The sequence below is a fragment of the Pseudomonas sp. PME37.24/006 genome (genome assembly GCF_055556635.1).
In genome coordinates, this window is sequence record NZ_JBVHNL010000002.1 from 276,413 (window position 1) to 299,087 (window position 22,675).

Annotated in this window: 22 protein-coding genes; 12 read left to right on the forward strand and 10 right to left on the reverse strand. The window is 60.3% G+C overall.

The features are described 5' to 3' along the window. Positions 1 to 168 precede the first annotated feature (168 nt). From ACZ3GY_RS06760 to ACZ3GY_RS06780, 5 genes are all read left to right on the forward strand, one after another. Positions 169 to 2,448, forward strand: a complete 2,280-nt coding sequence (locus ACZ3GY_RS06760) for a fatty acid cis/trans isomerase (protein ID WP_465909416.1) — start codon at positions 169 to 171, stop codon at positions 2,446 to 2,448. A 137-nt stretch (positions 2,449 to 2,585) separates the two neighbouring features. Then, positions 2,586 to 3,605, forward strand: coding sequence for an acyltransferase family protein (locus tag ACZ3GY_RS06765; protein ID WP_465909417.1), 1,020 nt, complete (start codon positions 2,586 to 2,588; stop codon positions 3,603 to 3,605). A 71-nt stretch (positions 3,606 to 3,676) separates the two neighbouring features. After that, the gene (nfuA, locus tag ACZ3GY_RS06770; protein ID WP_225832197.1) at positions 3,677 to 4,261 is read left to right on the forward strand and encodes a Fe-S biogenesis protein NfuA; all 585 of its coding nucleotides are present in this window, start codon (positions 3,677 to 3,679) and stop codon (positions 4,259 to 4,261) included. 207 nt (positions 4,262 to 4,468) lie between these two features. After that, positions 4,469 to 5,470: a response regulator gene (locus ACZ3GY_RS06775; RefSeq protein ID WP_463564931.1), complete on the forward strand. Its 1,002-nt coding sequence runs from the start codon at positions 4,469 to 4,471 to the stop codon at positions 5,468 to 5,470. 5 nt (positions 5,471 to 5,475) lie between these two features. Next, entirely contained in the window at positions 5,476 to 6,432 is a 957-nt protein-coding gene (locus ACZ3GY_RS06780) for a GGDEF domain-containing protein (RefSeq protein WP_463564930.1), read from the forward strand. A gap of 46 nt (positions 6,433 to 6,478) precedes the next feature. Here the strand turns inward: ACZ3GY_RS06780 and ACZ3GY_RS06785 are convergent, their stop codons facing one another. From ACZ3GY_RS06785 to ACZ3GY_RS06815, 7 genes are all read right to left on the reverse strand, one after another. Continuing rightward, positions 6,479 to 6,658, reverse strand: a complete 180-nt coding sequence (locus ACZ3GY_RS06785; RefSeq protein ID WP_465909419.1) for an HPP family protein — start codon at positions 6,656 to 6,658, stop codon at positions 6,479 to 6,481. A 17-nt stretch (positions 6,659 to 6,675) separates the two neighbouring features. Next, the gene (locus ACZ3GY_RS06790) at positions 6,676 to 7,002 is read right to left on the reverse strand and encodes an HPP family protein (RefSeq protein ID WP_465909420.1); all 327 of its coding nucleotides are present in this window, start codon (positions 7,000 to 7,002) and stop codon (positions 6,676 to 6,678) included. Positions 7,003 to 7,016: 14 nt separating this feature from the next. Then, entirely contained in the window at positions 7,017 to 7,265 is a 249-nt protein-coding gene (locus ACZ3GY_RS06795) for a DUF1272 domain-containing protein (RefSeq protein WP_465909421.1), read from the reverse strand. Next, complete coding sequence (locus ACZ3GY_RS06800; protein WP_463564927.1) at positions 7,258 to 8,268, reverse strand: GlxA family transcriptional regulator; 1,011 nt, start codon at positions 8,266 to 8,268, stop codon at positions 7,258 to 7,260. The genes ACZ3GY_RS06795 and ACZ3GY_RS06800 overlap by 8 nt, the downstream gene beginning before the upstream one ends. A gap of 95 nt (positions 8,269 to 8,363) precedes the next feature. Continuing rightward, positions 8,364 to 9,389: a DNA topoisomerase IB gene (locus ACZ3GY_RS06805; protein WP_465909422.1), complete on the reverse strand. Its 1,026-nt coding sequence runs from the start codon at positions 9,387 to 9,389 to the stop codon at positions 8,364 to 8,366. Between the two features lie 276 nt (positions 9,390 to 9,665). Continuing rightward, positions 9,666 to 9,935 (reverse strand): hypothetical protein, encoded by a 270-nt coding sequence (locus ACZ3GY_RS06810; protein ID WP_225832207.1) that lies wholly within the window; start codon positions 9,933 to 9,935, stop codon positions 9,666 to 9,668. Positions 9,936 to 10,288: 353 nt separating this feature from the next. Beyond that, a complete protein-coding gene (locus ACZ3GY_RS06815; protein ID WP_465909423.1) occupies positions 10,289 to 11,368 on the reverse strand; it encodes a patatin-like phospholipase domain-containing protein in 1,080 nt (359 codons plus the stop codon). A gap of 128 nt (positions 11,369 to 11,496) precedes the next feature. Here ACZ3GY_RS06815 and ACZ3GY_RS06820 point away from each other — a divergent pair, with 128 nt between their 5' ends. The 4 genes from ACZ3GY_RS06820 to ACZ3GY_RS06835 are packed head-to-tail and all read left to right on the forward strand — an operon-like array spanning position 11,497 to position 14,108. Then, the gene (locus ACZ3GY_RS06820) at positions 11,497 to 11,805 is read left to right on the forward strand and encodes a PepSY domain-containing protein (RefSeq protein ID WP_465909424.1); all 309 of its coding nucleotides are present in this window, start codon (positions 11,497 to 11,499) and stop codon (positions 11,803 to 11,805) included. 35 nt (positions 11,806 to 11,840) lie between these two features. Then, positions 11,841 to 12,119, forward strand: coding sequence for a PepSY domain-containing protein (locus tag ACZ3GY_RS06825; RefSeq protein ID WP_442964012.1), 279 nt, complete (start codon positions 11,841 to 11,843; stop codon positions 12,117 to 12,119). 1 nt (position 12,120) lies between these two features. Next, on the forward strand, positions 12,121 to 12,789 hold the full coding sequence (locus ACZ3GY_RS06830) for a response regulator transcription factor (protein WP_225832213.1): 669 nt from the start codon (positions 12,121 to 12,123) through the stop codon (positions 12,787 to 12,789). Continuing rightward, complete coding sequence (locus ACZ3GY_RS06835) at positions 12,786 to 14,108, forward strand: sensor histidine kinase (protein WP_463564923.1); 1,323 nt, start codon at positions 12,786 to 12,788, stop codon at positions 14,106 to 14,108. Before ACZ3GY_RS06830 ends, ACZ3GY_RS06835 begins: the two co-directional genes overlap by 4 nt. Before the next feature lie 148 nt (positions 14,109 to 14,256). Here the strand turns inward: ACZ3GY_RS06835 and ACZ3GY_RS06840 are convergent, their stop codons facing one another. Then, on the reverse strand, positions 14,257 to 14,853 hold the full coding sequence (locus tag ACZ3GY_RS06840) for an NADPH-dependent FMN reductase (protein ID WP_465909425.1): 597 nt from the start codon (positions 14,851 to 14,853) through the stop codon (positions 14,257 to 14,259). A gap of 238 nt (positions 14,854 to 15,091) precedes the next feature. Between ACZ3GY_RS06840 and ACZ3GY_RS06845 the strand changes: the two genes are divergently transcribed. From ACZ3GY_RS06845 to ACZ3GY_RS06855, 3 genes are all read left to right on the forward strand, one after another. Further along, positions 15,092 to 16,411, forward strand: coding sequence for a Na+/H+ antiporter family protein (locus ACZ3GY_RS06845; protein WP_465909426.1), 1,320 nt, complete (start codon positions 15,092 to 15,094; stop codon positions 16,409 to 16,411). Between the two features lie 116 nt (positions 16,412 to 16,527). Beyond that, positions 16,528 to 18,210 (forward strand): methyl-accepting chemotaxis protein CtpM, encoded by a 1,683-nt coding sequence (gene ctpM / locus ACZ3GY_RS06850; protein ID WP_465909427.1) that lies wholly within the window; start codon positions 16,528 to 16,530, stop codon positions 18,208 to 18,210. A gap of 93 nt (positions 18,211 to 18,303) precedes the next feature. Further along, positions 18,304 to 19,368, forward strand: coding sequence for an AI-2E family transporter (locus ACZ3GY_RS06855; RefSeq protein ID WP_463564920.1), 1,065 nt, complete (start codon positions 18,304 to 18,306; stop codon positions 19,366 to 19,368). A gap of 268 nt (positions 19,369 to 19,636) precedes the next feature. Here ACZ3GY_RS06855 and nuoN read toward each other — a convergent pair whose 3' ends face one another. Together nuoN and nuoM are read right to left on the reverse strand one after the other, a co-directional pair. Further along, positions 19,637 to 21,136 (reverse strand): NADH-quinone oxidoreductase subunit NuoN, encoded by a 1,500-nt coding sequence (nuoN, locus tag ACZ3GY_RS06860; RefSeq protein WP_465909428.1) that lies wholly within the window; start codon positions 21,134 to 21,136, stop codon positions 19,637 to 19,639. 5 nt (positions 21,137 to 21,141) lie between these two features. Beyond that, complete coding sequence (gene nuoM / locus ACZ3GY_RS06865) at positions 21,142 to 22,671, reverse strand: NADH-quinone oxidoreductase subunit M (RefSeq protein WP_465909429.1); 1,530 nt, start codon at positions 22,669 to 22,671, stop codon at positions 21,142 to 21,144. Positions 22,672 to 22,675: the final 4 nt, after the last annotated feature.

Sequence of the window (22,675 nt, forward strand, 5' to 3'; positions counted from 1 at the left end):
GGGCCGCGATCATAACAAAAGTTGCTGGTTTTTCTGCATCGCGCAGTTGTGCATGAATGATGCTCATGTTGGCCGGCGGGCAGCGGGTTAGTTTTCAGCGCGTGCAGGCATAGCGATAGCACAAGCGAGACGGCTAGAATAACCGGCTATTTTTGTGGAATTGCGACCATGCACTACCGGCTGCTATTGAGCGTTTGCCTTGTTTTTATCAGTCCGTTGGTGATGGCGCAGACCGTTTCCTACAGCCGTGACATCCAGCCGATCTTTACCCAGAACTGCGTAGCCTGCCATGCCTGCTACGACGCGCCGTGCCAGCTCAACCTGGGCAGCGGTGAAGGTGTCGAGCGCGGCGCCAGCAAGGCCACAGTCTATGACGGCACGCGCACCAAGACCCAGGCCACCACGCGGCTGTTCATGGATGCCCACGGCGAGCCGGCCTGGCGCCGCAAGGATTTCCACTCGGTACTCGATCAGCAGGGCGGCCAGGCCGCGTTGATGGCGCGCATGCTCGAGCTTGGGCACGCCACGCCGCTGCCTGCCAACAGCAAACTGCCGAAGAACCTGGCCATCGGCATCGACCGGGACAATCAGTGCCCGCTGCCGGGCGAGTTCGAGGCTTTCGCGGCGAAGAACCCCATGGCCGGCATGCCATTCGCGGTCACCGGCCTCACCGAACAGGACTATCAGACAGTGCAGCGCTGGCTGGAGCAGGGCGCTGCGGTGGATGAGCAGGCACTGGTCGCGAGTGCTGCCGAGGTGCGGCAGATCGCCGAGTGGGAGCGTTTCCTCAATACGCCCGGCGACGAGCAGGGCTTGGTCAGCCGCTGGCTCTACGAGCACCTGTTTCTCGCTCATCTGCATTTCCAGGGCGGCGAGCCCAGGCATTTCTTCCAGATGGTGCGTTCGCGCACGCCCAGCGGCCAACCGGTGGACATTATTGCCACCCGGCGCCCCAATGACGATCCAGGCACTACTGTCTACTACCGCCTGATGCCGATCCAGGGCGTGATCGTCCACAAGACCCACATCACCTACCCGCTGAGCGCCGAGAAACTGGCCCGGGTCAAATCGCTGTTTTTCGGTAGTGATTGGCAGGTGGGCGTGGTGCCGGGCTATGGCGTGCAGCGCCGCTCCAACCCGTTCGAAACCTTCGAGGCGATTCCTGCCCAGGCGCGTTATCAGTTCATGCTCGATAACGCCGAATATTTTGTGCGCACCTTCATTCGCGGGCCGGTCTGTCGCGGGCAGATCGCTACTGATGTGATTCGCGATAATTTCTGGGTGGTGTTTCAGGATCCGCAGCATGATCTCTATATCACCGATCCAGCCTACCGGGGCGAGACGACGCCGTTGCTATCCATGCCCGGCCAGCTCGACCAGATTGGCGACCTGCTCGGCCTGTGGCGCGCCTATCGCAACAAACGCAACGATTATGAGGCGTTGCGCACCGACGGTTATGCCGAAGCACCAGCGCCCGACTGGTCGCATATCTGGCGCGGTAACGATAATGCGCTGCTCTCTATTTTCCGCCAGCACGACAGCGCCTCGGTGCGTAAGGGGCTGGTCGGTGAGATTCCGCAAACGCTGTGGTGGATGGACTATCCGCTGCTGGAACGCACGTATTACCAGTTGGTGGTGAATTTCGATGTGTTCGGTAATGTCTCGCACCAAGCGCAGACGCGCTTGTACTTTGACCTTATCCGTAATGGTGCCGAGCAGAATTTCCTGCGCCTGATGCCTGCGGATGCGCGTTCAGGGCTGTTCAGTGACTGGTACCAGAACAGCGGCAAACTCAAAGCGTGGATGGATTACTACCCACTGGACAAGAAAACCCCAAGTGGCCTGCCGCTTTCCGGCGAAGATCCCAAGCGGCAGTTCGGCGAACAGTTGCTGCAGCGCTTCAGCGCGCTCAATGCGCGGCCAGATCCGATCAACCGTTGCAGCGATGGACGTTGCTATCGCGCCGTTCTGCCTGATGATTTGCTTGAGGCGGAACAGGCGCTCAGCCTCTTGGCATCACGACCGGCCTCGCAACTTAAAGTGATTCACCAGTTACCGGAGGCCACCTTACTGCGCGTTGAGGCAGGCAATGGCCGCCGTGAGGTCTACAGCCTGCTGCGCAACCGCGCCCACAGTAACGTGGCATTTATGCTCGGTGAGGATCTGCGCTACCAGCCACAGTTGGATACCCTGACCATCTATCCGGAAGTGATGACCAGTTACCCGAACTTCATGTTCTCGGTATCGGCCAATCAAGTGCCCGAGTTCGTCGCGGCACTGCAGCGGGTGAGCGATACCGCCAGCTTCGACAAGGTGGTCGAGCGCTGGGGCATCCGCCGCACCCATCCGCAGTTCTGGCGCTACTTCCACGATCTGACAGCGCATATCCGTGAACACGATCCGCTGGAGGCAGGCGTGCTGGATATGAATCGCTACCAGAACCTCTGATTGCCTGCGGGCTAGCGCTGCCAAGCTGGCCCGGGCATTTCCCTCGACCTTTCTCCCGCCGCTGCGGTCGGACGCTGTAGCAGCCTGATTCTGGGCTGTCGCGTACCGATTTCAACGAGAGGGAGAATGGCGGTTCTATGCTGATTTCAGTGCAGGCATTGCGGGCGTTAGCAGCCTGGGTAGTGGTTTTTCACCATGTCATGCAGGTGTTTTTCGATTTCAAGGCGGATAGCTTCATGGGCTATCTGTTTGCCGACAAGGGGGCCGTGGGCGTCGATATCTTCTTCGTCATCAGCGGGCTGGTAATCTATCTCTCCACTCAGGGAAAAAGCATCACGCCGTGGCGATTCATGCTTAACCGCGCACTGCGTATCGTGCCGGCGTACTGGCTGTATTCACTGATTGCTGCGCTGATCATCGCCTTCGCCAACCCGGTGATGCCAACTCAAGCATTCGACCTGCAGCACCTGATGATGTCCCTGCTGTTCATCCCCGCAGAGAACCCTGCCGGTTTTGGCCTGTATCCCACGCTCAATGTGGGTTGGACGCTGAACTACGAAATGTTCTTCTACCTGCTGTTCGCGCTGGCGTTCATCGTGCCGGAGCGCTTGCGCTTGCTGCTGATCACCAGCACCTTGCTGGTCTTCGGGCTGTTGGCAACGCAGCCGTGGGTCAGTGATTTTTACCGCAACAGCATCGTCTACGAGTTTCTCTTTGGTGTGTTGCTGGGCATGGTCTACAACCGCGGCTGGATTCGTCAGGGCCTGTGGCTGCCGCTGCTACTGATTGCCGGTTCACTGCTGGCCATCTATCACCTGGATAATTCCATGCGCCTGCTGCACTGGGGCGTGCCAAGTGCGCTGATCGTCGCCGCCTGTATCGCCATGGAGCCTTGGTTCAACGACAACCGTCTACTGGCGCGGATGGGCGATTGCTCCTACTCGGTGTATCTGCTGCATGTGATCGTGCTCTCACTGGGCTGGTACCTGCAGGCCAGCCTGGATCTCAATCCGTACCTGGTGATCGCCGCCTGTATGCCGCTGATTGCTTTAGCGTCCTGGGGCAGTTACGAGCTGATCGAAAAGCGGTTTTTCGTTCGCGCCAAGGCTTGGTTCAGTGAAAAAGCAGTCAATGGAAGGCCTCAGATACTATCCTGAGTAAAATAGTAGGACTTTATCCGAGGGCGCCATTTGGCGTACACTGCGCCACATGACCGTGAGGAGTTGCCATGAGCACAATTACCATTACCGATGCCGCCCATGATTACCTGGCAGACCTGCTGAGCAAGCAGAATACTCCGGGAATCGGCATCCGCGTTTTCATCACCCAGCCAGGTACCCAGTACGCGGAAACCTGTATCGCCTACTGCAAACCTGGTGAGCAGAAGCCCGAAGACCAGGCCATCGGTTTGGCCAGCTTCACCGCCTGGATCGACGCTGTCAGCGAGCCATTTCTGGAAGACGCAGTCGTCGACTACGCCACTGACCGCATGGGCGGCCAGCTGACCATCAAAGCGCCCAATGCCAAAGTGCCGATGGTCAACGAAGACAGCCCGCTCAACGAACGCATCAACTACTACCTGCAGACCGAGATCAACCCCGGTCTGGCCAGCCATGGCGGCCAGGTTACGTTGATCGACGTGGTCGACGAAGGCATCGCCGTATTGCAGTTTGGTGGCGGCTGCCAGGGCTGTGGCCAGGCTGACCTGACACTCAAGGAGGGGATCGAGAAAACCTTGCTTGAGCGTATTCCCCAGCTCAAGGGTGTGCGCGACGTAACCGATCACAGTAACAAGGAAAACGCCTACTACTAACAGGCGTGCTTGCAGATAAACAAGGCGACTTCGGTCGCCTTGTCGGTTTTAGGGTGCTAGCGTTCACGAAAGCAGGATAAAATCTGAAGTGTAGTGGCTTTTTGCTATAGTTTATTTAGCGCGCTCTAGGATGGGCCATCGCTGCAGGTATTTGCACCTCAGCGGTATACAGGCCGGACACAGGCTCACTTTCTTGAGGCGTTATTGATGCCAAAAGCATCTCTTCTCGTGTGTGACGATTCGAACATGGCCCGCAAGCAACTGCTGCGCGCTTTGCCCGTCGATTGGCCGGTGACGGTCAGCCAAGCCAGCAATGGCGAGGAAGCGCTCGAACAGCTGCGTACTGCGCATTTCGATCTCCTGTTGCTCGACCTGACCATGCCGGTACTTGACGGCTATGGCGTGCTGGCTGCGCTCAAGGCCGAAGGCCGTGCGCAGAAAGTCATCGTGGTGTCGGGTGATGTGCAGGACGAGGCCGTGCGACGTGTTCAGGAGCTCGGGGCACTGGCCTTCCTGAAAAAACCGGCCGACCCTGAGCTGTTGCGTCAGGCGCTGGACAAGCTGGGTTTGCTCAGTACGCCAGTGATGCCCACGAAACCGGTCAATACCGCGCTAAGCGAACCCACGGTGTCGTTCCGCGATGCTTTTCGCGAGGTAGTCAACGTTGCCATGGGCCAGGCAGCAGCGCTGCTCGCGCGAGTGCTGGGCGTGTTCGTGCAGTTGCCAATCCCCAACGTGAATATCCTCGAGGTCAGCGAACTGCATATGGCGCTGGCAGATGCCCAGCGCGGCAATGGATTGACCGCCGTTTGCCAGGGCTATATTGGTGGCGGTATCTGCGGTGAAGCCTTGCTGATCTTCCACGATTCGGAAGTGGCCGACATGGCCAAGCTGATGGATTGGCAGCAGCAGGACTACTCATCCATGGAAATGCTCCTGGATATGTCCAGCGTGCTGATTGGCGCCTGCCTGAGCGGTATCGCCGCACAGCTTGACGTGAGTTTTTCCCAAGGCCATCCCCAGATACTGGGCGAGCATGCCTCCATCGACGAACTGATCCGCATCAACGGTCAACGCTGGCGCAAGACCTTGGCAGTGGAGGTGAGTTACAGCATCGAGGGGCATAACATCCATTTCGACCTGCTACTGCTGTTCACCGAAGATTCGGTGCCGCTGCTGACTAACAAGCTCGCCTACCTGATGGAATGACAGACATGGCCGCGAACATGGATTTGAACGAATTCCACTGGCTACTGGCGATCGTGCAGAGTATCGACGTTGGCGTGGTGGTGCTGGATCGCGACTACCGGGTCGAAGTATGGAACAGCTTCATGGAGAACCATTCCGGCCGTACGGCTCGGGATGCGTCCGAGCGCTCATTCTTCGAACTGTTTCCGGAGGTCGAAGAAAGCTGGTTTCGCCGCAAGGTTGAAAGCGTTGCCACGCTGGGCACGCCGGCTTTTACCATTTGGGAGCAGCGGCCCTATTTGGTGCGCTTCAAGAACTACCAGCCGATTACCGGTCTGGAAGATTTCATGTACCAGAACACTACCGTTCTGCCGCTACAGGCTACCAACAGCAAGATCGAGCACCTGTGCCTCATCATCTATGACGTCACCAGCGTTGCGGTGAACAAGCGCCAGTTGCAGTCGATGAATGACCAGTTCAAGCACCTGTCACGCACGGATCGGCTAACCGGTCTGAATAATCGCGGGCACTGGGAAGAAGAACTCAAGCGTGAGCATGCCCGTCACCGCCGTTATGGCAGCGGCGCATCGCTGGTGATCTTCGATATCGATCACTTCAAGAAGGTTAATGACACCTACGGCCACCAAGCGGGCGATGCGGTGATCCAGGGGCTGGCAAGGGTGGTGCGTGAGCAGGTTCGCGATACCGACATCGCTGGGCGTTACGGTGGCGAAGAGTTCGTGGTGCTGCTGCCCGATATAGATTCGGTAGGCGGTAGCATCTTCGCTGAGCGTCTGCGTGGCGTGGTCGAGCGCTTACAGATCAGCCATGAGGGGCAGGTGATTCCGTTCACCATCAGCCTGGGCGTGGCCGACCTGAGCGAGCCCTGCAACGACCATCAGCAACTCATCGAGCGGGCCGACCAGGCCCTGTATAGCTCCAAGCGCAACGGCCGCAACCAAGTGACCGTTTTCGGCGCCTGATGGCTCGTCCTGTTACCTACCCGAATAGCAGGACGGTCGTCGCATATCACCAGTATTTGGGATAGCGGGCTTGGCGACTTGCGTTGTTATAGATCAACGCCACCAGAACCACTAGTAGAGCGCCACTGAGCGTGGGGTAGAGCAGAAAATCCCAGCCTGGCTGCGCCAGGAAGACGATCACCGGATTGGAACCAGCCGGTGGGTGCACGGTGCGGGTCAGCATCATCAGTGCAATGGCACTGCCTACTGCCTACTGCCTACTGCCAGCGACACGGCCCACCAATGCGGCCCGCAGAGGTTCAGTAAGACCAGGCCCGTGAACGTACTCAGCAGGTGTCCGAATACCACGTTACGCGGTTGCGAGAAGGACACATCGGGAAAGCCGAACACCAGCACGCACGATGCGCCAAAAGAGCCCAGCAGCAAGCTCAGGGTCAACACGTCCCCAAGTCCGGCAATCGCCGCAATCGCTATCACACCGCCCAACCAGGCGATCAGCACCTGGCGGAGGTTGGGGCGCGGGGGCAGGGCCACGGCGTCGCCACGAAGCTTGTTCACGAACTTGAGCATGGCGGTCTTCTGAATCAGGTGCGCTGGGCACAGCCAGCGGGGTTGTGGATCCGTAACGTTGACGGCGGGTTGGCGGGTAGTTTCGTGGCCGGCCGGATCGGGCGACGAACCAGCTCTCCCGTGCAATTCGGGCAACGGCCTTGCAGGTGGGTGTCGGCACAATCACTGCAGTAGGTGCATTCGAACGAACAGATGCGTGCTTCACTGGACTCGGGTGGCAGGTCGCGGTCACAGCATTCGCAATTTGGGCGTAGTTCAAGCATGGGATGTCTCCTGGCCGAAACGTTCGGCGTATTCCTGAGGGCTGATGGACAGATGTTTGTGAAAGACCCGGCGCAGGTTCTCCGGATGGCCGAAGCCGGTCAGGCGTGCGACCGTCGCGACGGAGGCCTGGGCGTCCTGGAGCAGCGCGCGAGCAGCCTCCAGGCGAATGCGTTCCACGTAGCGTGCCGGGCCGGTGCCTAACTCTCTGGCGAAAACCCGCGATAGGGTGCGCGGCGCCATTTTCGCTTCGCTGGCCAGCGCCTCCAGAGATAGGTCTGCACCCAGATTGGCGGGTATCCAGTCCAGCAATTCGGCAAGCCGGGGCGTACGGCTGGGTTCGGGGGCGAGCAGGGCGCTGAACTGTGCCTGGCCGCCGGGGCGGCGCAGGAACATCACCAGGCGTCGCGCCACGGCCAGCGCCATGCTGCGGCCGAGGTCGGCCTCCACCAGCGCCAGGGCCAGGTCGATACCGGCCGTCACACCGGCGGAGGTGAACAGGTGGTTGCTGCCACTGGCGCTGGCGGGGTCGTAGGTATGCAGGCAGTTGCTGTCGACGCGCAATTTATCGTGTTGGCGCAGGGTGTCGATGTCGGCCCAGTGGGTGGTCACGCGCTGGCCGTCAAGCAGGCCGGTGCGGGCGAGGATCAAAGCGCCCGAGCAGACCGAGCCCAGCCTGCGTATATGCGGCTCGGCGTCGCGCAGCCAGTTCAGCAGGGGTTGGTTTTCACACTGTGCGGTTTCACCGATACCGCCGGGAATCAGCAGGGTGTCCAGGCTGGCGGGGTCACAGTCCGCCCACGCGGCGTCTGCCACTACGCGCATGCCTGAAGAGCTGCGCACGGCGCCTGCCTGCTCAGCGAGCATCAGCAAGCGATAGGCGTCGCCCAACCCCTGGCGATTGCGCTCAGCGTTGGCGGAGGCGAACACCTGCAAGGGGCCGACTACATCCAGACTCATGAAGTCGGTGTAGATCAACGCGGCGATGCATCTGCTTTCGTCCATGGCAATCCCTCGGGGAAGATGGACGAAGTGTGCGCGGGCGAGAAGGTGGCGGCAATGACATTATTCCCACAGATCTCGCCACTTCGAAGATGGGCTCAGGCCGTTGGGATCTTTTCCAGAAAGCGCATCAGCAGGCTTTCTTCGGAGCGCAACCCTTTACGTGCTGCTGCCAGGCGCAAATCGGCCAGCTCACCGGCATGGAAGGCGTCTATCAGGGCGGGGTGGATATAGCACTTGCGGCACACCGCCGGGGTGTTGCGCAGCTCCTCAGCAACCTGTTTGACCATCGCCACCACATGCTTCTTGGCCGAGTTCTCGGGCTGCCACTCCAGTTCACGCAACAGCGTCAGGGCCAGAGCGCTTCCTGCCCAGGTGCGGTAATCCTTGGCGGTGAAATCGGCTCCCGTCAGCTCGCGCAGGTAGTTGTTGATGTCGCTGGAGGTAACGGTGTGGCGTACGCCATTCGCGTCCAGGTACTGGAACAGGTGCTGCCCTGGCAGCTCCAGGCAGCGCCGGATGATGCGCGCCAGGCGCCGGTCGCTGACCTCCACTTCGTGCTCGATTCCGCTCTTGCCGCGGAAGTGGAAGCGTATGGCGCTGCCCTGCACCTCGACGTGGCGGTTTCGCAGCGTCGTCAGGCCGTAGGAGCGGTTCTCTTTGGCATAGCGCACATTGCCGATGCGGATCAGCGTGTTGTCGAGCAAGGTAATGACCGTGGCCATTACCTTTTCGCGGCCGTGTTCGGGCAGCAGCAAGTGTTGTTCCACCGTCTGGCGCAATTTCGGCAGGGCTTTACCGAATAGCAGCAGGTTGGCGTACTTGTCGGTGTCGCGGACTTCGCGCCAGCGCGGGTGGTAGCGGTATTGCTTGCGACCACGTGCATCGCGGCCGGTGGCCTGCAGGTGGCCCTTCGAGTCCGGGCAGATCCATACGTCGACGTAGGCGGGTGGAATGGCCAGCGCGTTGATGCGAGCGATCTGCTCGGCATCGCGAATGCGTTCACCGCCGGGTTCGAAGTAGCAGAACTTGCCGCGCAGCTTACGCCGGGTGATGCCCGGGCCGCTGTCATCGACGTAGTGCAGATCGTTGGGTAGTTCGGGGATCAACGGCGAGTCGTTCATCGACGACACTCCAATACGGTAATGGAGGCGCCAACCAAGAGGTAAGCGACGCAATGCGTCATCGGAAACCGCTGTACTTCAACGACGTAATGCATGCAGGCCAGCTCGTTGCGACGGATAAGTACTTAGCCAGCCGAACACGATCTTAAGTTCAGTGTTTCCGAATGCGGTGAACCGGGAAATAAAACAGGGGAGGGATGTTTCAGTACCGAGACAAGTTGCCGCACCGGAGGTGCGGCAACTTTCATGACATAGTGAAAGTGAGCGACTACCGCTCTATTCCGGCATGCTCCACGGCGCGAGGTTAAAGCCTTTGCTGCTCAACTCGTCGCGGGATTTTTTCAGGGCCTTGGCCAGCTCCTGTGGGTCGCTGTAAATGCTGCTGGTGAGTTGCGTACGATCGATCAGGCGAGTGCTGGTACGGTCTACGACCGTAAGGCTCAGCACGCCGGTGCCGTCCTGGGGAGCCCAGGCTACACAGTGAAAAGGTTGAAAGGCACGATCGGCAATCAGCAGTGCATCATTGAAACGCAGCGAAGCGTTCATGGGGTCGGTTCTCCGAGGTTTTCCCAGTGACTCATAGTGTCAGCGAGCTTGTTAACGCTGACGTTCATAGCTGTTGATGTTTCGATGAGCCCTGCAAGTCACATCCGAATCAATTAATTTTTCAAAAAACCGAAAATTAAATTGTGAAGTTGACGAGCGTCAAAGTTTTCAAGGGTTAGGACACTCATTGCGTTACCAACCATTGAAACGACACCAACAGTTAATAGGAAAATAACCTGAGTATTCGGTTCCGTTTGGTTCCGTGTTTTTTATCAATAATGGCAAGCGTTTAACGGCAGTAGGCGAGCCGCTGCCAGTTTTCCGACGTTTACGTCGTGAAACGCTGCCGGAATCTACAGTGGCTGCAGGCGATCAGCCAGGCTGCCTGCCTCTAGCAGCTCGAGAAACTCATCACCCAGGCGCTGGCTTTCGTCCATTGCCAGGCGCCAATATCGCTCGCGCCCGGCGTCATCACCGAGAAAACGGCTGAAATCCTTGCGATCTGGCAGCTTGCCGTAGGGCAGACGTGCCAGGTATTCGCGCGACGGAGCGAGGAGCAGGACATTCTGCAGGCGTGTGGCATCACCGCGACGCCAGGGCATGCCCTTGTCGAACCAGCCGGGAATGATGCGATCAGTAAAATGCGGGTACAGCACGATGTCATCACCGCTGTACGGCAGATCCAGGTGGTAGTCGAGCAAGCCGCCATCTCGATAGGTGCCCGGGCCCACGCCGGGGATGTCGCGTACGCCCTGCATCACGAATGGTATCGAGCCCGATGCCAGCAGCGCATGGCGCAAGTTGCCGATATCCAACGGCAGGCAGCGCGAAGGAAAATCGGTGAGCGGGTGCAGCGGTGGTGCCAGGCGCGCGTCGTGGAGAATCACCCGCTCGAAGTGGCGGGCCAGACGCGGGCGCCCCAGGATATTGCTGCCCATCACCGACGAGAGGCCCAGCCCCAAAGCGCGCCGGCCATCTTCGGCAAGCCGACCATGGCTTTTTACCACCATGATATTGAGCCGGTAATGAGCATTGTCGAGTACATCGGCATCTTGCTGTTGCAGCAGTTCATCGAGCATTTGCGTGCAGCGCCGGGACACCTCGAGCATGCTCACGCCCTTGGTGAAACGCATGCCGGTATACAGCTCGCCCAGGCGCCGTAATGCCACAGCGGGCTCTGGCAGACAGGCACTGGCGAAGCGCCAGGAACCAATCGAGGCGCCGATCAGTGAGCGTTCCCGCGGTGCGCGCGCCAGCCAGTCGCCGAACAAGGCGATATCCAGCCCCTGGATGCCGAGTGCCTTGGGGCCACCAGCCGCACCGGGCAGGGTACCGACATCCGCCGGCTGCAGATTACGTTCGCGAATGCGTGCCAGGGCACGGCGGCCAGCCTTGAGGGTAAGGGCGGGGTACTTGATCTGAATGGCGCTCATGCGGGGCTCCAGTTGCGAGCGGCCAGTATAGAGGGCGCAGGTATGCAGGTCTGTGGAGCAATTCAGTTTGAGTTAAGTCGCCTCCCTTAATCTGAACACCGTCGAAACAGATCACCAAGGAGTTAACCGTGAAGAAATTGACTGCATTGTTCGCCGCTGCCGCCCTTACCGCCACCGCCGGTATCGCCCAGGCCCGTGACCTGGGTCCGGATGAAGCGCTGAAGTTGCGTGACGCCGGTACCATCCAGTCCTTCGAAAAACTCAATGAGGCTGCCCTTGCCGCACATCCGGGCGGTAAACTGGAGGACACCGAACTCGAGGAAGAATATGGTCGCTACCTCTATCAGGTAGAAGTGCACGACGCCCAGAACCGCAAATGGGATGTCGAACTCGACGCGACCAATGGCACCATCCTCAAGAACCATCAGGATGATTGATGAAAGGCAACCCGGTTTTACGCTTCATTTCCATCATGCTGCTGGTGACGCTGACCTGCGCCGCCAGCGCGCGTGACCTCGACCAGGACGAGGCGCGGGATCTGCGCTTGAGCGGCGTGATCCTGCCGCTCGACCAGTTGATGCGTGAGGCGCTGCAGCGTTACCCCGGCGCGACTCTGCTCGAGGCCGAGCTGGAGGAAGAGGACGATGTCTTCGTTTACGAAGTGGAACTGCTGACCCGCGAGGGCGTGGTTCGCGAGTTGGAACTGGACGCCCACGACGGGCGGATTCTGAAGGATGAGGTAGACGACTGACATGCGCCTGTTGCTGGTGGAAGACCACGTTCCTCTTGCTGATGAGTTGATCGCCTCGCTGACCCGCCAGGGTTACGCGGTGGACTGGCTGGCCGATGGCCGCGATGCCGTGTACCAGGGCGCCAGCGAGCCCTATGACCTGATCATTCTCGACCTCGGTTTGCCCGGCAAACCGGGGCTCGAGGTGTTGCAGGAATGGCGTAAGGGTGGCCTCGCTACCCCGGTGCTGGTGCTCACCGCCCGCGGCTCGTGGGCCGAGCGTATCGAAGGGCTGAAGGTCGGTGCCGACGATTACCTGACCAAACCGTTTCACCCTGAAGAGCTGCAGTTGCGCATCCAGGCGCTGCTACGTCGTGCCCGCGGTTTGGCCAATCAGCCGCAACTGCAGGCTGCCGGCTTGCATCTGGATGAAGGCCGGCAGTGCGTCAGCCGTGGCGAGCAGGAGATCGAGCTGACCGCTGCAGAGTTTCGTCTGCTGCGCTACTTCATGATGCACGCCGGGCAGATTCTCTCCAAAAGCCACCTGGCCGAACACCTCTACGATGGTGAAACCGAGCGTGACTCCAACGTCATCGAGGTTCATGTCAATCACCTACGCCGCAAGCTCGGCCGTGAAGTGATCGAAACCCGTCGTGGCCAGGGCTACCGGTTCTGCGGTAGCGCCGCTTGAGATCGATTCAGCGGCGTCTGAGTCTCGGCCTGATCAGCGTACTGTTGATCATTGGCCTGTTACTGGCACAGACCTGCCTGTGGCTATTCGACAACAGCCTGCGCCGCTACATGCAGTCGGGGCTCGAGGAGGAGGCTCAATCGTTACTGATTGCCCTGGTACGCGGCCCTTCCGGTATCCAGTTGGATGAATCGCGGCTCAGTGCAGCCTTTCAGCGACCATACTCCGGGCTTTATTTCCGTATCGACTTTGCCGACAAGAGCTGGCGTTCACGCTCATTGTGGGACAGCGAACTGCAGCCCTCGGATATCGATGGCCTGCAGCCCGAGCTGCAAGACGGGCCACAGGGACAACTGCTGGTCGCCTACCGCGGCGAGTACCGACGCTTTGGTCAACAACTGACCATCTCCGTGGCACGCGATTACACGCCTGTTTTGGAAAGTTTTCGGCGCGTACAGCGCATCGGCCTTGGCCTGGGCCTGGGTAGCCTGGCGCTGATTCTGTTATTGCAACGCATCGCCGTCAGCCGCGCTCTGCGCCCACTGGAGCAGACCCGGGTGCAGATCGCCCAGCTGCAGCAAGGCCAGCGTTCGGAACTGGATGAGCGGGTACCCGAGGAACTCGAGCCACTGGTCGAGCAGATCAACCATCTGCTCGCCCACACCGAAGACACCCTGAAACGCTCGCGCAACGCCCTCGGCAACCTCGGCCATGCCCTGAAAACGCCGCTGGCGGTATTGGTCAATCTGGCCTCGCGGGACGAACTGCGTGCTCATCCAGAGCTGCGCGACAACCTGATCGAACACCTGCAGCAGATCGAACAGCGTATCGCCCGCGAACTGGGCCGTGCCCGGCTGGCCGGCGAAGCCTTGCCCGGTGCGCATTTCGATTGCAAGGAAGAGTTGCCGGGGCTGTTCGCCACCCTGGGCATGATCCACGACAGCGGCCTGGAGTTGAGTTGGCAGACGTCGCCGCCGGATTTGCGCCTGCCACGCGACCGCGAGGATTTACTGGAGCTGCTCGGCAACCTGCTGGATAACGCCTGCAAGTGGGCGGACAGCCAGGTGCGCCTGCAGATCGTACAGACGGGCGATGCTTATGTGCTGAGTGTCGATGACGATGGCCCAGGGATCGAAAGCGAGCGCCGCGAGGATGTGCTGAGCCGGGGCATTCGCCTGGATGAGCAGACCGCTGGGCATGGTTTGGGCTTGGGCATCGTGCGCGATATCGTCGACGCCTGGGGCGGCACGATATCGCTGCATGACAGTGATCTGGACGGCCTCTGCGTCAGGATCGAGCTGCCGCTGCGCGGCCGTTGATCTGTAGCCTGCTACTGAGCGCCGTAACGAGAGTTTCCCCGGATTTCGCTTCACTCTACCCAGGCTACAGGGCCGCGGATCGCTGCTAACGTTTTGATCCCCGTCTTGCCGGAGGCATCCATACAGTCGATGAATGCCTCGCTGTTGCTTACATGCCGTTGGTGAACGCCGGATCGCTCAGGTCGATATTGGCGCGAACCCGCTTCAGCGCTTCACCGTACTGAGCAAGGATGTCCAGGGTGTAGTCGATACGCGCGCGAATGCGGCTGTCGTCTTCGCTGGCCGGCTGCTCGTCATTGAGCACCTTGGTCACCTGGCGGATGATCAGGTGCTCCGGTAGGTAGTTCACGCGGCAGTTCTTGTAGCTCGAGCTGCGCAGCTCGGCGATCGGGCTACCGCCGCCAATACCCGACGATACACCCACCAGCAGACCCGGCTTGTGGGCCAGCTCGGCCTTGCTGGCATAGATGAAGAAATTCTTGATTGCCGGCCCGGCCATGCCGTTCCACTCGGGGGCGATCACCACCACCGCATCGGCACTTTTCAGGCGCTGGCTGTAATCCGGCCACGTGCCTTTGTCTTCGGCAGGCCACAGGGGCAGGGGGCCGGTGCCCAGATCGATGACCTGGCTCAGCTCAGCGCTGGTCTTGCCCAGGGCAATCAGACGTTGACGCAGAAAATGGGCGACTTTTGCGGATTGGCTATCAGGGCGGCTTGAACCGGCGACTAGAACGATATCGAGCATATGGATCTCCATGGGTAAAAAGGCGTGAGGCTAACGCCCGCTATCGCAAGCGCAAAGGACGTTTGTGCTATTTGCTTAGAACCGTTCTCGAGGGAGCCTCATGAATCTGGCCGCAAGGCCTGTGCCGATTTTGACACCTAGGTCAGCTTCCGGCAGAGTGCGACGCTTTTTGTGGCCTGCCACCCTTGGCGGTCATCCCAATGGGCCGTGGCTTGCGCGGCGATTCCAGGAGCCATTCATGAACGCAGTTATCGCCGCCGTCGGCATCATGCTGATTCTCAGCCTTTGCCGAGTGCATGTTGTGGTGGCGTTGATCGTCGGTGCTCTGGCAGGTGGGATGATCGGCGGCCTGGGTATCGAAGGCTCTCTGGCTGCGTTCAACAAGGGGCTGGGTGGGGGCGCTACCGTAGCGCTTTCCTATGCATTGCTGGGCGCCTTCGCCGTGGCGATCGCCAAATCCGGTTTGGCCCATGCCCTGGCCGACAAAGCACTGGTTCTGGTTGGGCGCCAGGACGCACGCGGTGGTGGCGGTGCGCTGAAGTGGATGCTGGTTGGCCTGCTGTTGACGGTGGCGATCTCCTCGCAGAATATCCTGCCGATCCACATCGCCTTCATCCCATTGCTGGTACCGCCGCTGCTTTACGTCATCACTCGGTTGCAGATTGATCGGCGGCTGATCGCCTGCGTGATCACCTTCGGACTGGTTACGCCTTATATGTTTCTGCCAGTAGGCTTTGGCAGTATTTTTCTCAACGAGATTCTGATGGCCAACGTAGCTCGCAGCGGCGCGGATGTCAGTGGCGTGAACGTCAGCCATGCCATGCTGATTCCCGCCCTGGGGATGTTCACAGGCCTGCTGCTGGCACTGTACAGCTATCGCGGCAAGCGCCATTACGACCTGGCGATGGTCGAACGCACAGAACGTGTAGGCGTTGCCTACAGCGCACGCAGCCTGCTGGTGGCTGGCGTTGCGGTGGTTGTCGCCTTCGCCGCTCAGTTGTGGCTCGACTCCATGATCATCGGTGCACTGCTCGGTTTTGTGGTGTTCTCCGCCTCGGGAATCGTGCGGTGGAAGGAAACCGATGACCTGTTCACTGAAGGCATGAAGATGATGGCGATGATTGGTTTCATCATGATCGCCGCTTCGGGCTTCGCCGAGGTCATGCGCGAGACCGGCGAAGTCAAGGGGCTGGTCGATGCCAGTGCCCAGTGGATTGGCGACAGCAAGGGGCTTGGTGTGTTGGTGATGCTGCTGGTCGGCCTGTTGGTGACCATGGGTATCGGTTCTTCATTCTCCACGGTGCCCATCATCGCAGCGATCTTCGTGCCGCTGTGCATGGCGCTGGGCTTCAGCCCACTGGCCACCGTCGCCATAGTCGGGACTGCGGGGGCTCTGGGCGATGCCGGGTCGCCTGCTTCTGACTCGACCCTGGGGCCTACCTCCGGCTTGAACGTGGACGGCCAGCACAACCATATTTGGGACACCGTGGTGCCCACCTTCCTGCACTACAACCTGCCACTGATGGTGTTCGGCTGGGTGGCTGCGATGGTGCTGTAGCACGACAGGCGCAGTTTCCGCGTGGCTGCTCGCGAACTTAAGGTTTGCCGGCGCCTGCCGATGACGTGAGTAGAAGCCTTTCCCGTTGGCTTCGCCTGGCCACAAGGAAAATAACAATGCGCCTGACCTTGAAATCCAAAGTCGTGCTGTTGGCACTGGTTCCCGTTCTGCTGTTCGCCCTGGTGCTCAGTGGCGCTGCCGCCAAAGTGCTATATGGCCTGGCTGAGGAGGAAGTCGCCGAGACCCGCGAGCGCCTGCTGGATGAAAAGCGCAACGAACTGCAGAACTACAGTTCGATTGCCCTCGGTGCCGTACAGAGCCTCTATGAAGCTGCTCCCAACGGCGACCTGGCCAGCCGCGCGCAAGCTATCGCTATCCTTTCGAAGATCAAATACGGCAAGGACGGCTATTTCTTCGGTCACGACTCCAACGTCGTCAGGCTGTTTCGCAGCGACAGCCCAGTGGATGTCGGCAAGAGCCTCACTGACCGGCGGGACGTCAATGGTGTCTACGTCAACCGTGAGTTGGTGCGTGTCGCCAAGGACAACAGTTACTACGTCAATTATTCCTCACCGCTACCTAGCAACGAATCGATCCAGGTGCCCAAACTCGCCTACAGCTATTACTTGCCGAAATGGGATATGGCGCTCGGTACGGCGATCAATCTGGACGGCGTTGAGGCGCAGATCGCTGCTGTGCGTGAGGGTATCGATCAGCGAGTGAGCACCATCATCACCAGTATCCTGGTGATCGCTGTGGTGCTGCTGGTGGTCTTCGGGGTGGTCGGCGCGATTCTCGCCAACACCTTCCTGCGTCCGCTGCAGCAGATCAAGGCCAATCTCGACGATATCGCGGCCGGGGACGGGGATCTGACTCGTCGCCTGCCGGTAACCAGCCGTGATGAGCTGGGTGAGTTGGCCGGTTCGTTCAACCGTTTCGTCGACAAGGTGCACGGCCTGGTACGGCAGATCGCCGACATGACCGGACAACTGACCGAATTGGTCGGTCAGGTTGCCGCCCAGGCGCAGCGCTCCGAGCAGGCCATGGAGCGCCAGCGCCATGAGACGGATCAGGTAGCCACGGCGATCAACGAGATGTCCGCTGCTGCTCACGAAGTGGCGAAGAGTGCCCAAGGGGCTGCGGAAGCTGCCCAGCAGACTGATCGCGAAGGTCAGGCGGCCAAACAGGTGGTCGACGGCAGCATTGCCCGCATTCATTCCTTGGTTGGCGACATTCGCGGTAGCGGCACGTCACTCGATAGCCTGCAAAAGGACGTTCACTCCATCGTCAGCGTGCTCGACGTGATCCGCTCGATCGCCGAGCAGACCAACCTGCTGGCCCTCAACGCGGCCATCGAGGCAGCACGTGCCGGCGAGGCTGGCCGTGGTTTCGCCGTGGTTGCCGATGAGGTGCGAGCGCTGGCCAGCCGCACCCAGCAAAGTACCCAGGAGATTCAGGGCATGATCGACCGCCTTCAGAGCGGCACCCGGGATGCGGTCAATGCCATGCGCCAGTCCAGCGATGCCGGCGACATCACCAGTGAACAGGCCAACAAAGCGGGTGCCTCGCTTGATGCCATCGCCGGGCTGATCGGTACCATCAATGCCATGAACGCGCAGATCGCCAGCGCCGCCGAGGAGCAGACCGCAGTCGCCGAAGAGATCAACCGCAGCGTGCATCAGATCGCCGGCGCGGTGGACAGTGTCGCCGACGAAACCCGCCAGGGCGCGCAGACGGCACGCAGCCTGGCGCAGCTGGGGCAGGGCCTGGAGCAACTGGTGCGGCAGTTCAGAATCTGAGCAATACGGGCAAGGATGCCCTTCTGGAGAAGTTTCTCGCACTTTGTCCGGACCACAGCAGACTAACGGGCATACCCCTTCTGTGATCCGACCATGCCCACTACCTCCCTCGAAAAGAAAACCTTCATCCTGCTGCTCGTCCTCGTGACGATCGCCTTCATCTGGATCCTGCTGCCGTTCTACGGCGCGGTGTTCTGGGCGGTGGCGCTGGCGGTGGTGTTCGCCCCCTTGCAACGGCGTATGGCCCGGCGCATTGGCGGGCGCGGCAACCTGTCGGCTTTGCTGACGTTGGTTATTTGCCTGTTAGTGGCGATTTTGCCGGTGATCTTCATCACCTCGGCGATGGTGGCGGAGGGCACCAGCATCTATCAGCGTATCGAGTCGGGCGAGCTGGATGTCGGTGCCTACGTTACCAGCACCAAGGAAATGCTTCCTGCGTTTCTGCAGCAGCAGATCGACCGCATCGGCATGGGCAACCTGGACGGCCTGCGTGAGCAGATATCCAGTGGCGCCGCAGCCGGCAGCCAGTACCTGGCTACCAAGGTGTTCTCCATTGGCCAGGGCACCATTCAATTCGTGATCAGCTTCTTCATCATGCTGTATCTGCTGTTTTTCCTGCTGCGTGATGGCCAGGAGCTGGTGCGTGATATCCGTATGGCAGTTCCGCTGGGCGACAACACCAAGCGCCGCTTGCAGATCAAATTCACTCGGGTGGTTCGCGCGACGGTCAAAGGCAATATCGTGGTAGCAGCGGTACAGGGTGCACTGGGCGGTTTGATCTTTTGGGTGCTGGGCATTCCCAGCCCACTGCTGTGGGGTGTATTGATGGCCTTCCTGTCGCTACTGCCCGCTGCAGGCGCCGGCATCGTCTGGGCTCCTGTTGCCATTTACCTGTTCCTCAGCGGCAGCATCTGGCAGGCCGTGGTACTGACCCTGTTCGGCGTGCTGGTAATCGGCCTGGTGGATAACATCCTGCGACCGATCCTGGTCGGCAAGGACACTCGCTTGCCCGATTACCTGATTTTGATCTCTACCCTGGGCGGCATGGCGCTGTTCGGCCTCAACGGCTTTGTTCTCGGCCCGCTGATCGCCGCATTGTTCGTGGCCAGCTGGAACCTGTTCAGCGCCGGCAAGAAGACGGTCAGATTGCCTGAATAAGAGCTGACACAAACCAAAACGGCTGCCCTTTGGGCAGCCGTTTTTTGTTGTCACGCAGAGCCATCGGATCATGGGTAGCCTGGGTAGAACGAAGCGAAACCCGGGAGCGGTAGCCCCGCGAGTGAGCGTACTCGTCTTCAAACCCATCCTGCGCATCGCTTCGCTCAGCGGCAGGCTATGTGATGGCTTGTCTGCGGCTGCCCGGCCCGCTTTCGATGCTAGATGAAAAATGGCTGCCCAGTGGCAGCCATTTTTCGTTGCGTTGCGGTCAGAGCGCGGCGCCGAGACCGGCCTGTTGCACCAGCTCCAGCAGTGGTTGCGGGTAAACGCCGAGGATGAAGGCCAGAATGGTTACCAGGATCAGCATGATCCCACCGGCACGCTGGCCCCAGTTGAACTGGGCATCATGGCGATGCAGATTGGGCTCGGCCAGGAATAGCGTGACCATCACCCGCAGGTAGTAGAACACCGCGATGGCACTGCCCAGAATCATCGCACCGATCAGCCACCAGAGCTGCGCCTGGACGCCTGCGGCAATCACGTAGAATTTGCCGATGAAACCTGCGGTGAGCGGAATACCAGCCAGCGACAGCATCATCACCGTGAGTACCGCCGTCAGGTATGGACGGCGCCAGAACAGACCGCGGTACTCGTACAGCGCGTCAGCATCACGGCCGTTGTAAGGCGTGGACATCAGAGTGATCACACCGAACGCGCCAAGACTGGTGAGCACGTAGGTGGCCATGTACACGCCAATGGCTTCCACGGCCAGGCCCTTGCTGGCAATCAGCGCCACCAGCAGATAACCGAAGTGGGCGATGGACGAATAACCGAGCAGACGCTTGAGGTTGTTCTGTACCAGAGCCAGCAGGTTGCCGAACAGGATCGAGGTGATGGCGATGACCGTCAACAGATCGTTCAGCCAACCACCGGCGGTGGCCGGGGAGAGCTGATAGAGGCGCAGCAGCACCGCGAACACCGCAACCTTGCTGGCCGTGGCCAGGAACGCAGCCACAGGAGCTGGAGCACCTTCGTAGACGTCTGGCGTCCACAGATGGAACGGCACCATGGACAGTTTGAACGCCAGGCCGATGAGCATCATGCCGATGCCGATCTGTACCAGTTGGCTTCCGCTGGCACCGGCCAGGCTGGCACCGATTTCGGCGAAGCTCAGGCTGCCGGCGTCTGCATACAGCAACGCCATGCCGAACAGCAGGAAGGCACTGCCGGCTGCCGACAGCACCATGTACTTGATGCCGGCTTCCAGGGAGCGCTTGTTGAAGTAGGCGTAGGCGATCATCCCGTAGGTCGGTACCGAGAGCAGCTCCAGCCCGATGAACAGGCCCGCCAGGTGCTCGGTGCTGACTAGCACCAGGCCGCCGGCAGCGGAGAGCAGCAGCAGGAGATACATTTCCTCGCGGTTGCGCGGGTAGCCCTTGGTCTTGCCATCGTCGACCGTCGCTTCGCCCAGGTAGGCGTGGGTCAGGGTCACGCAAGCCAGTGTCGCGATCAGCACCAGGGCCATGTAGTAGCAGGCGAAGGTGTCGATCTGCATCAGCGGCGTGACCTGCAGCGGGGTGACGCCGATGGCTGGCAGCAGTGACAGCAGCGCCGCGTTGAGGCCGATCACCGAGAGCACGAAGGTCATTGCATGACTGCGTTTCCAGGCGATGGCCAGCATCACCACGACCACGGTGGCGCATGTGACCAGGAGCGGGAGCAGGGCGATCAGGTGTTGGGTGGTGAATTCCACAGCGTGATGTTCCATAACGTCTACTGGCCCGAAGCGAGTTGATTGAGGGCGCCGCTGAACCACTGCTGCACGCCTTGCATGCTGGCGGCGGAAGTGTCGAGCACCGGCTGCGGGTAAACGCCGAGCAGAATCAGCAGCACGGCCAGGCACAGCACCATGCTCAGTTCACGAAATTGCAGACCTGGCAGTGGGCTGTCGTTCTTGACCGGGCCGAAATGCGCACGGTGGATCATGATCAGAGAATACACCGAGCCCAATACCAGGCCGGTCGCCGCGATCACGGTAATCCACGGAGCGGTCGGGAAGCTGCCGATCAGGATCAGGAACTCGCCAACGAAGTTGCCGGTGCCCGGCAGACCCAGTGCGGCGGCGGCGAAGAACAGGCTCAATGCCGGCAGCCAGGACATACGTGCCCAAATGCCGCCCATCTCGCGCATGTCACGGGTGTGCAGGCGCTCGTAGAGCTGGCCACAGAGGATGAACAGCGCAGCAGCCGAAAGACCATGCGCCATCATCTGCACCACGGCGCCCTGCAGGGCGATCTGGCTGCCGGAATAGATGGCGATCAACACGAAACCCATATGCGACACGCTGGAGTAGGCCACCAGGCGCTTGATGTCGGTCTGCGCGAAAGACAGCAACGCGCCGTAGATGATCGCGAACACACCCAGGCCCATGGCGATGGGCGCGAACTCCACCGACGCATTGGGGAACAGCGGGAGTGCGAAGCGCAGCAGGCCGTAGGCCGCAGTTTTCAGCAGGATACCGGCCAGATCCACGGAGCCGGCGGTCGGCGCCTGGGCGTGAGCGTCCGGCAGCCAGGAGTGGAAGGGCACCACCGGGAACTTCACCGCAAAAGCGATGAAGAAACCGAGCATCAGCAGGTACTCGGTGCCTTCCGACAGCTGGGTTTTGAGCAGATCCGCATAGTTGAAGGTGAACACGCCGGTCTGGTTGAAGTGCACGAACACCAGGCCGAGGATCGCCACCAGCATCACCAGACCGCTGGCCTGGGTGAAGATGAAGAACTTGGTGGCCGCAGTGATGCGGCTCTTGCCAGGGCTGCCGCTATGACCCCAGAGCGCGATGAGGAAATACATCGGCACCAGCATCATTTCCCAGAAGAAGAAGAACAAGAACAGGTCGATGGCCAGGAACACACCCACCACACCGCCGAGGATCCACATCAGGTTGAGGTGGAAGAAGCCGACACGGTTGTGGATCTCGCTCCACGAGCAGAGTACGGAGAGCACGCCGAGCAGGCCGGTCAGGGTGACCATCAGCACCGACAGGCCATCCATCGCCAGATGAATGCTGATGCCGAAACGCTCGATCCAGCGCACCTGGAACTCGTGAGCCCAGCGCGGTTCGGCACCCGGCGCAGGCGCCTGGCTGAAGTCGCCGGTGCCCCACAGCCACAGGCCGAGGCCAAACAGCAGGGACATGGTCAGCAGGGCGATCCAGCGTGGCAGGGTGGCGCCAAAGCGCTCGCCTTGCCAGCACAACAGGCCGCCGATGAAGGGAATCAGGATTAGCCAAGGCAGAATCATGACG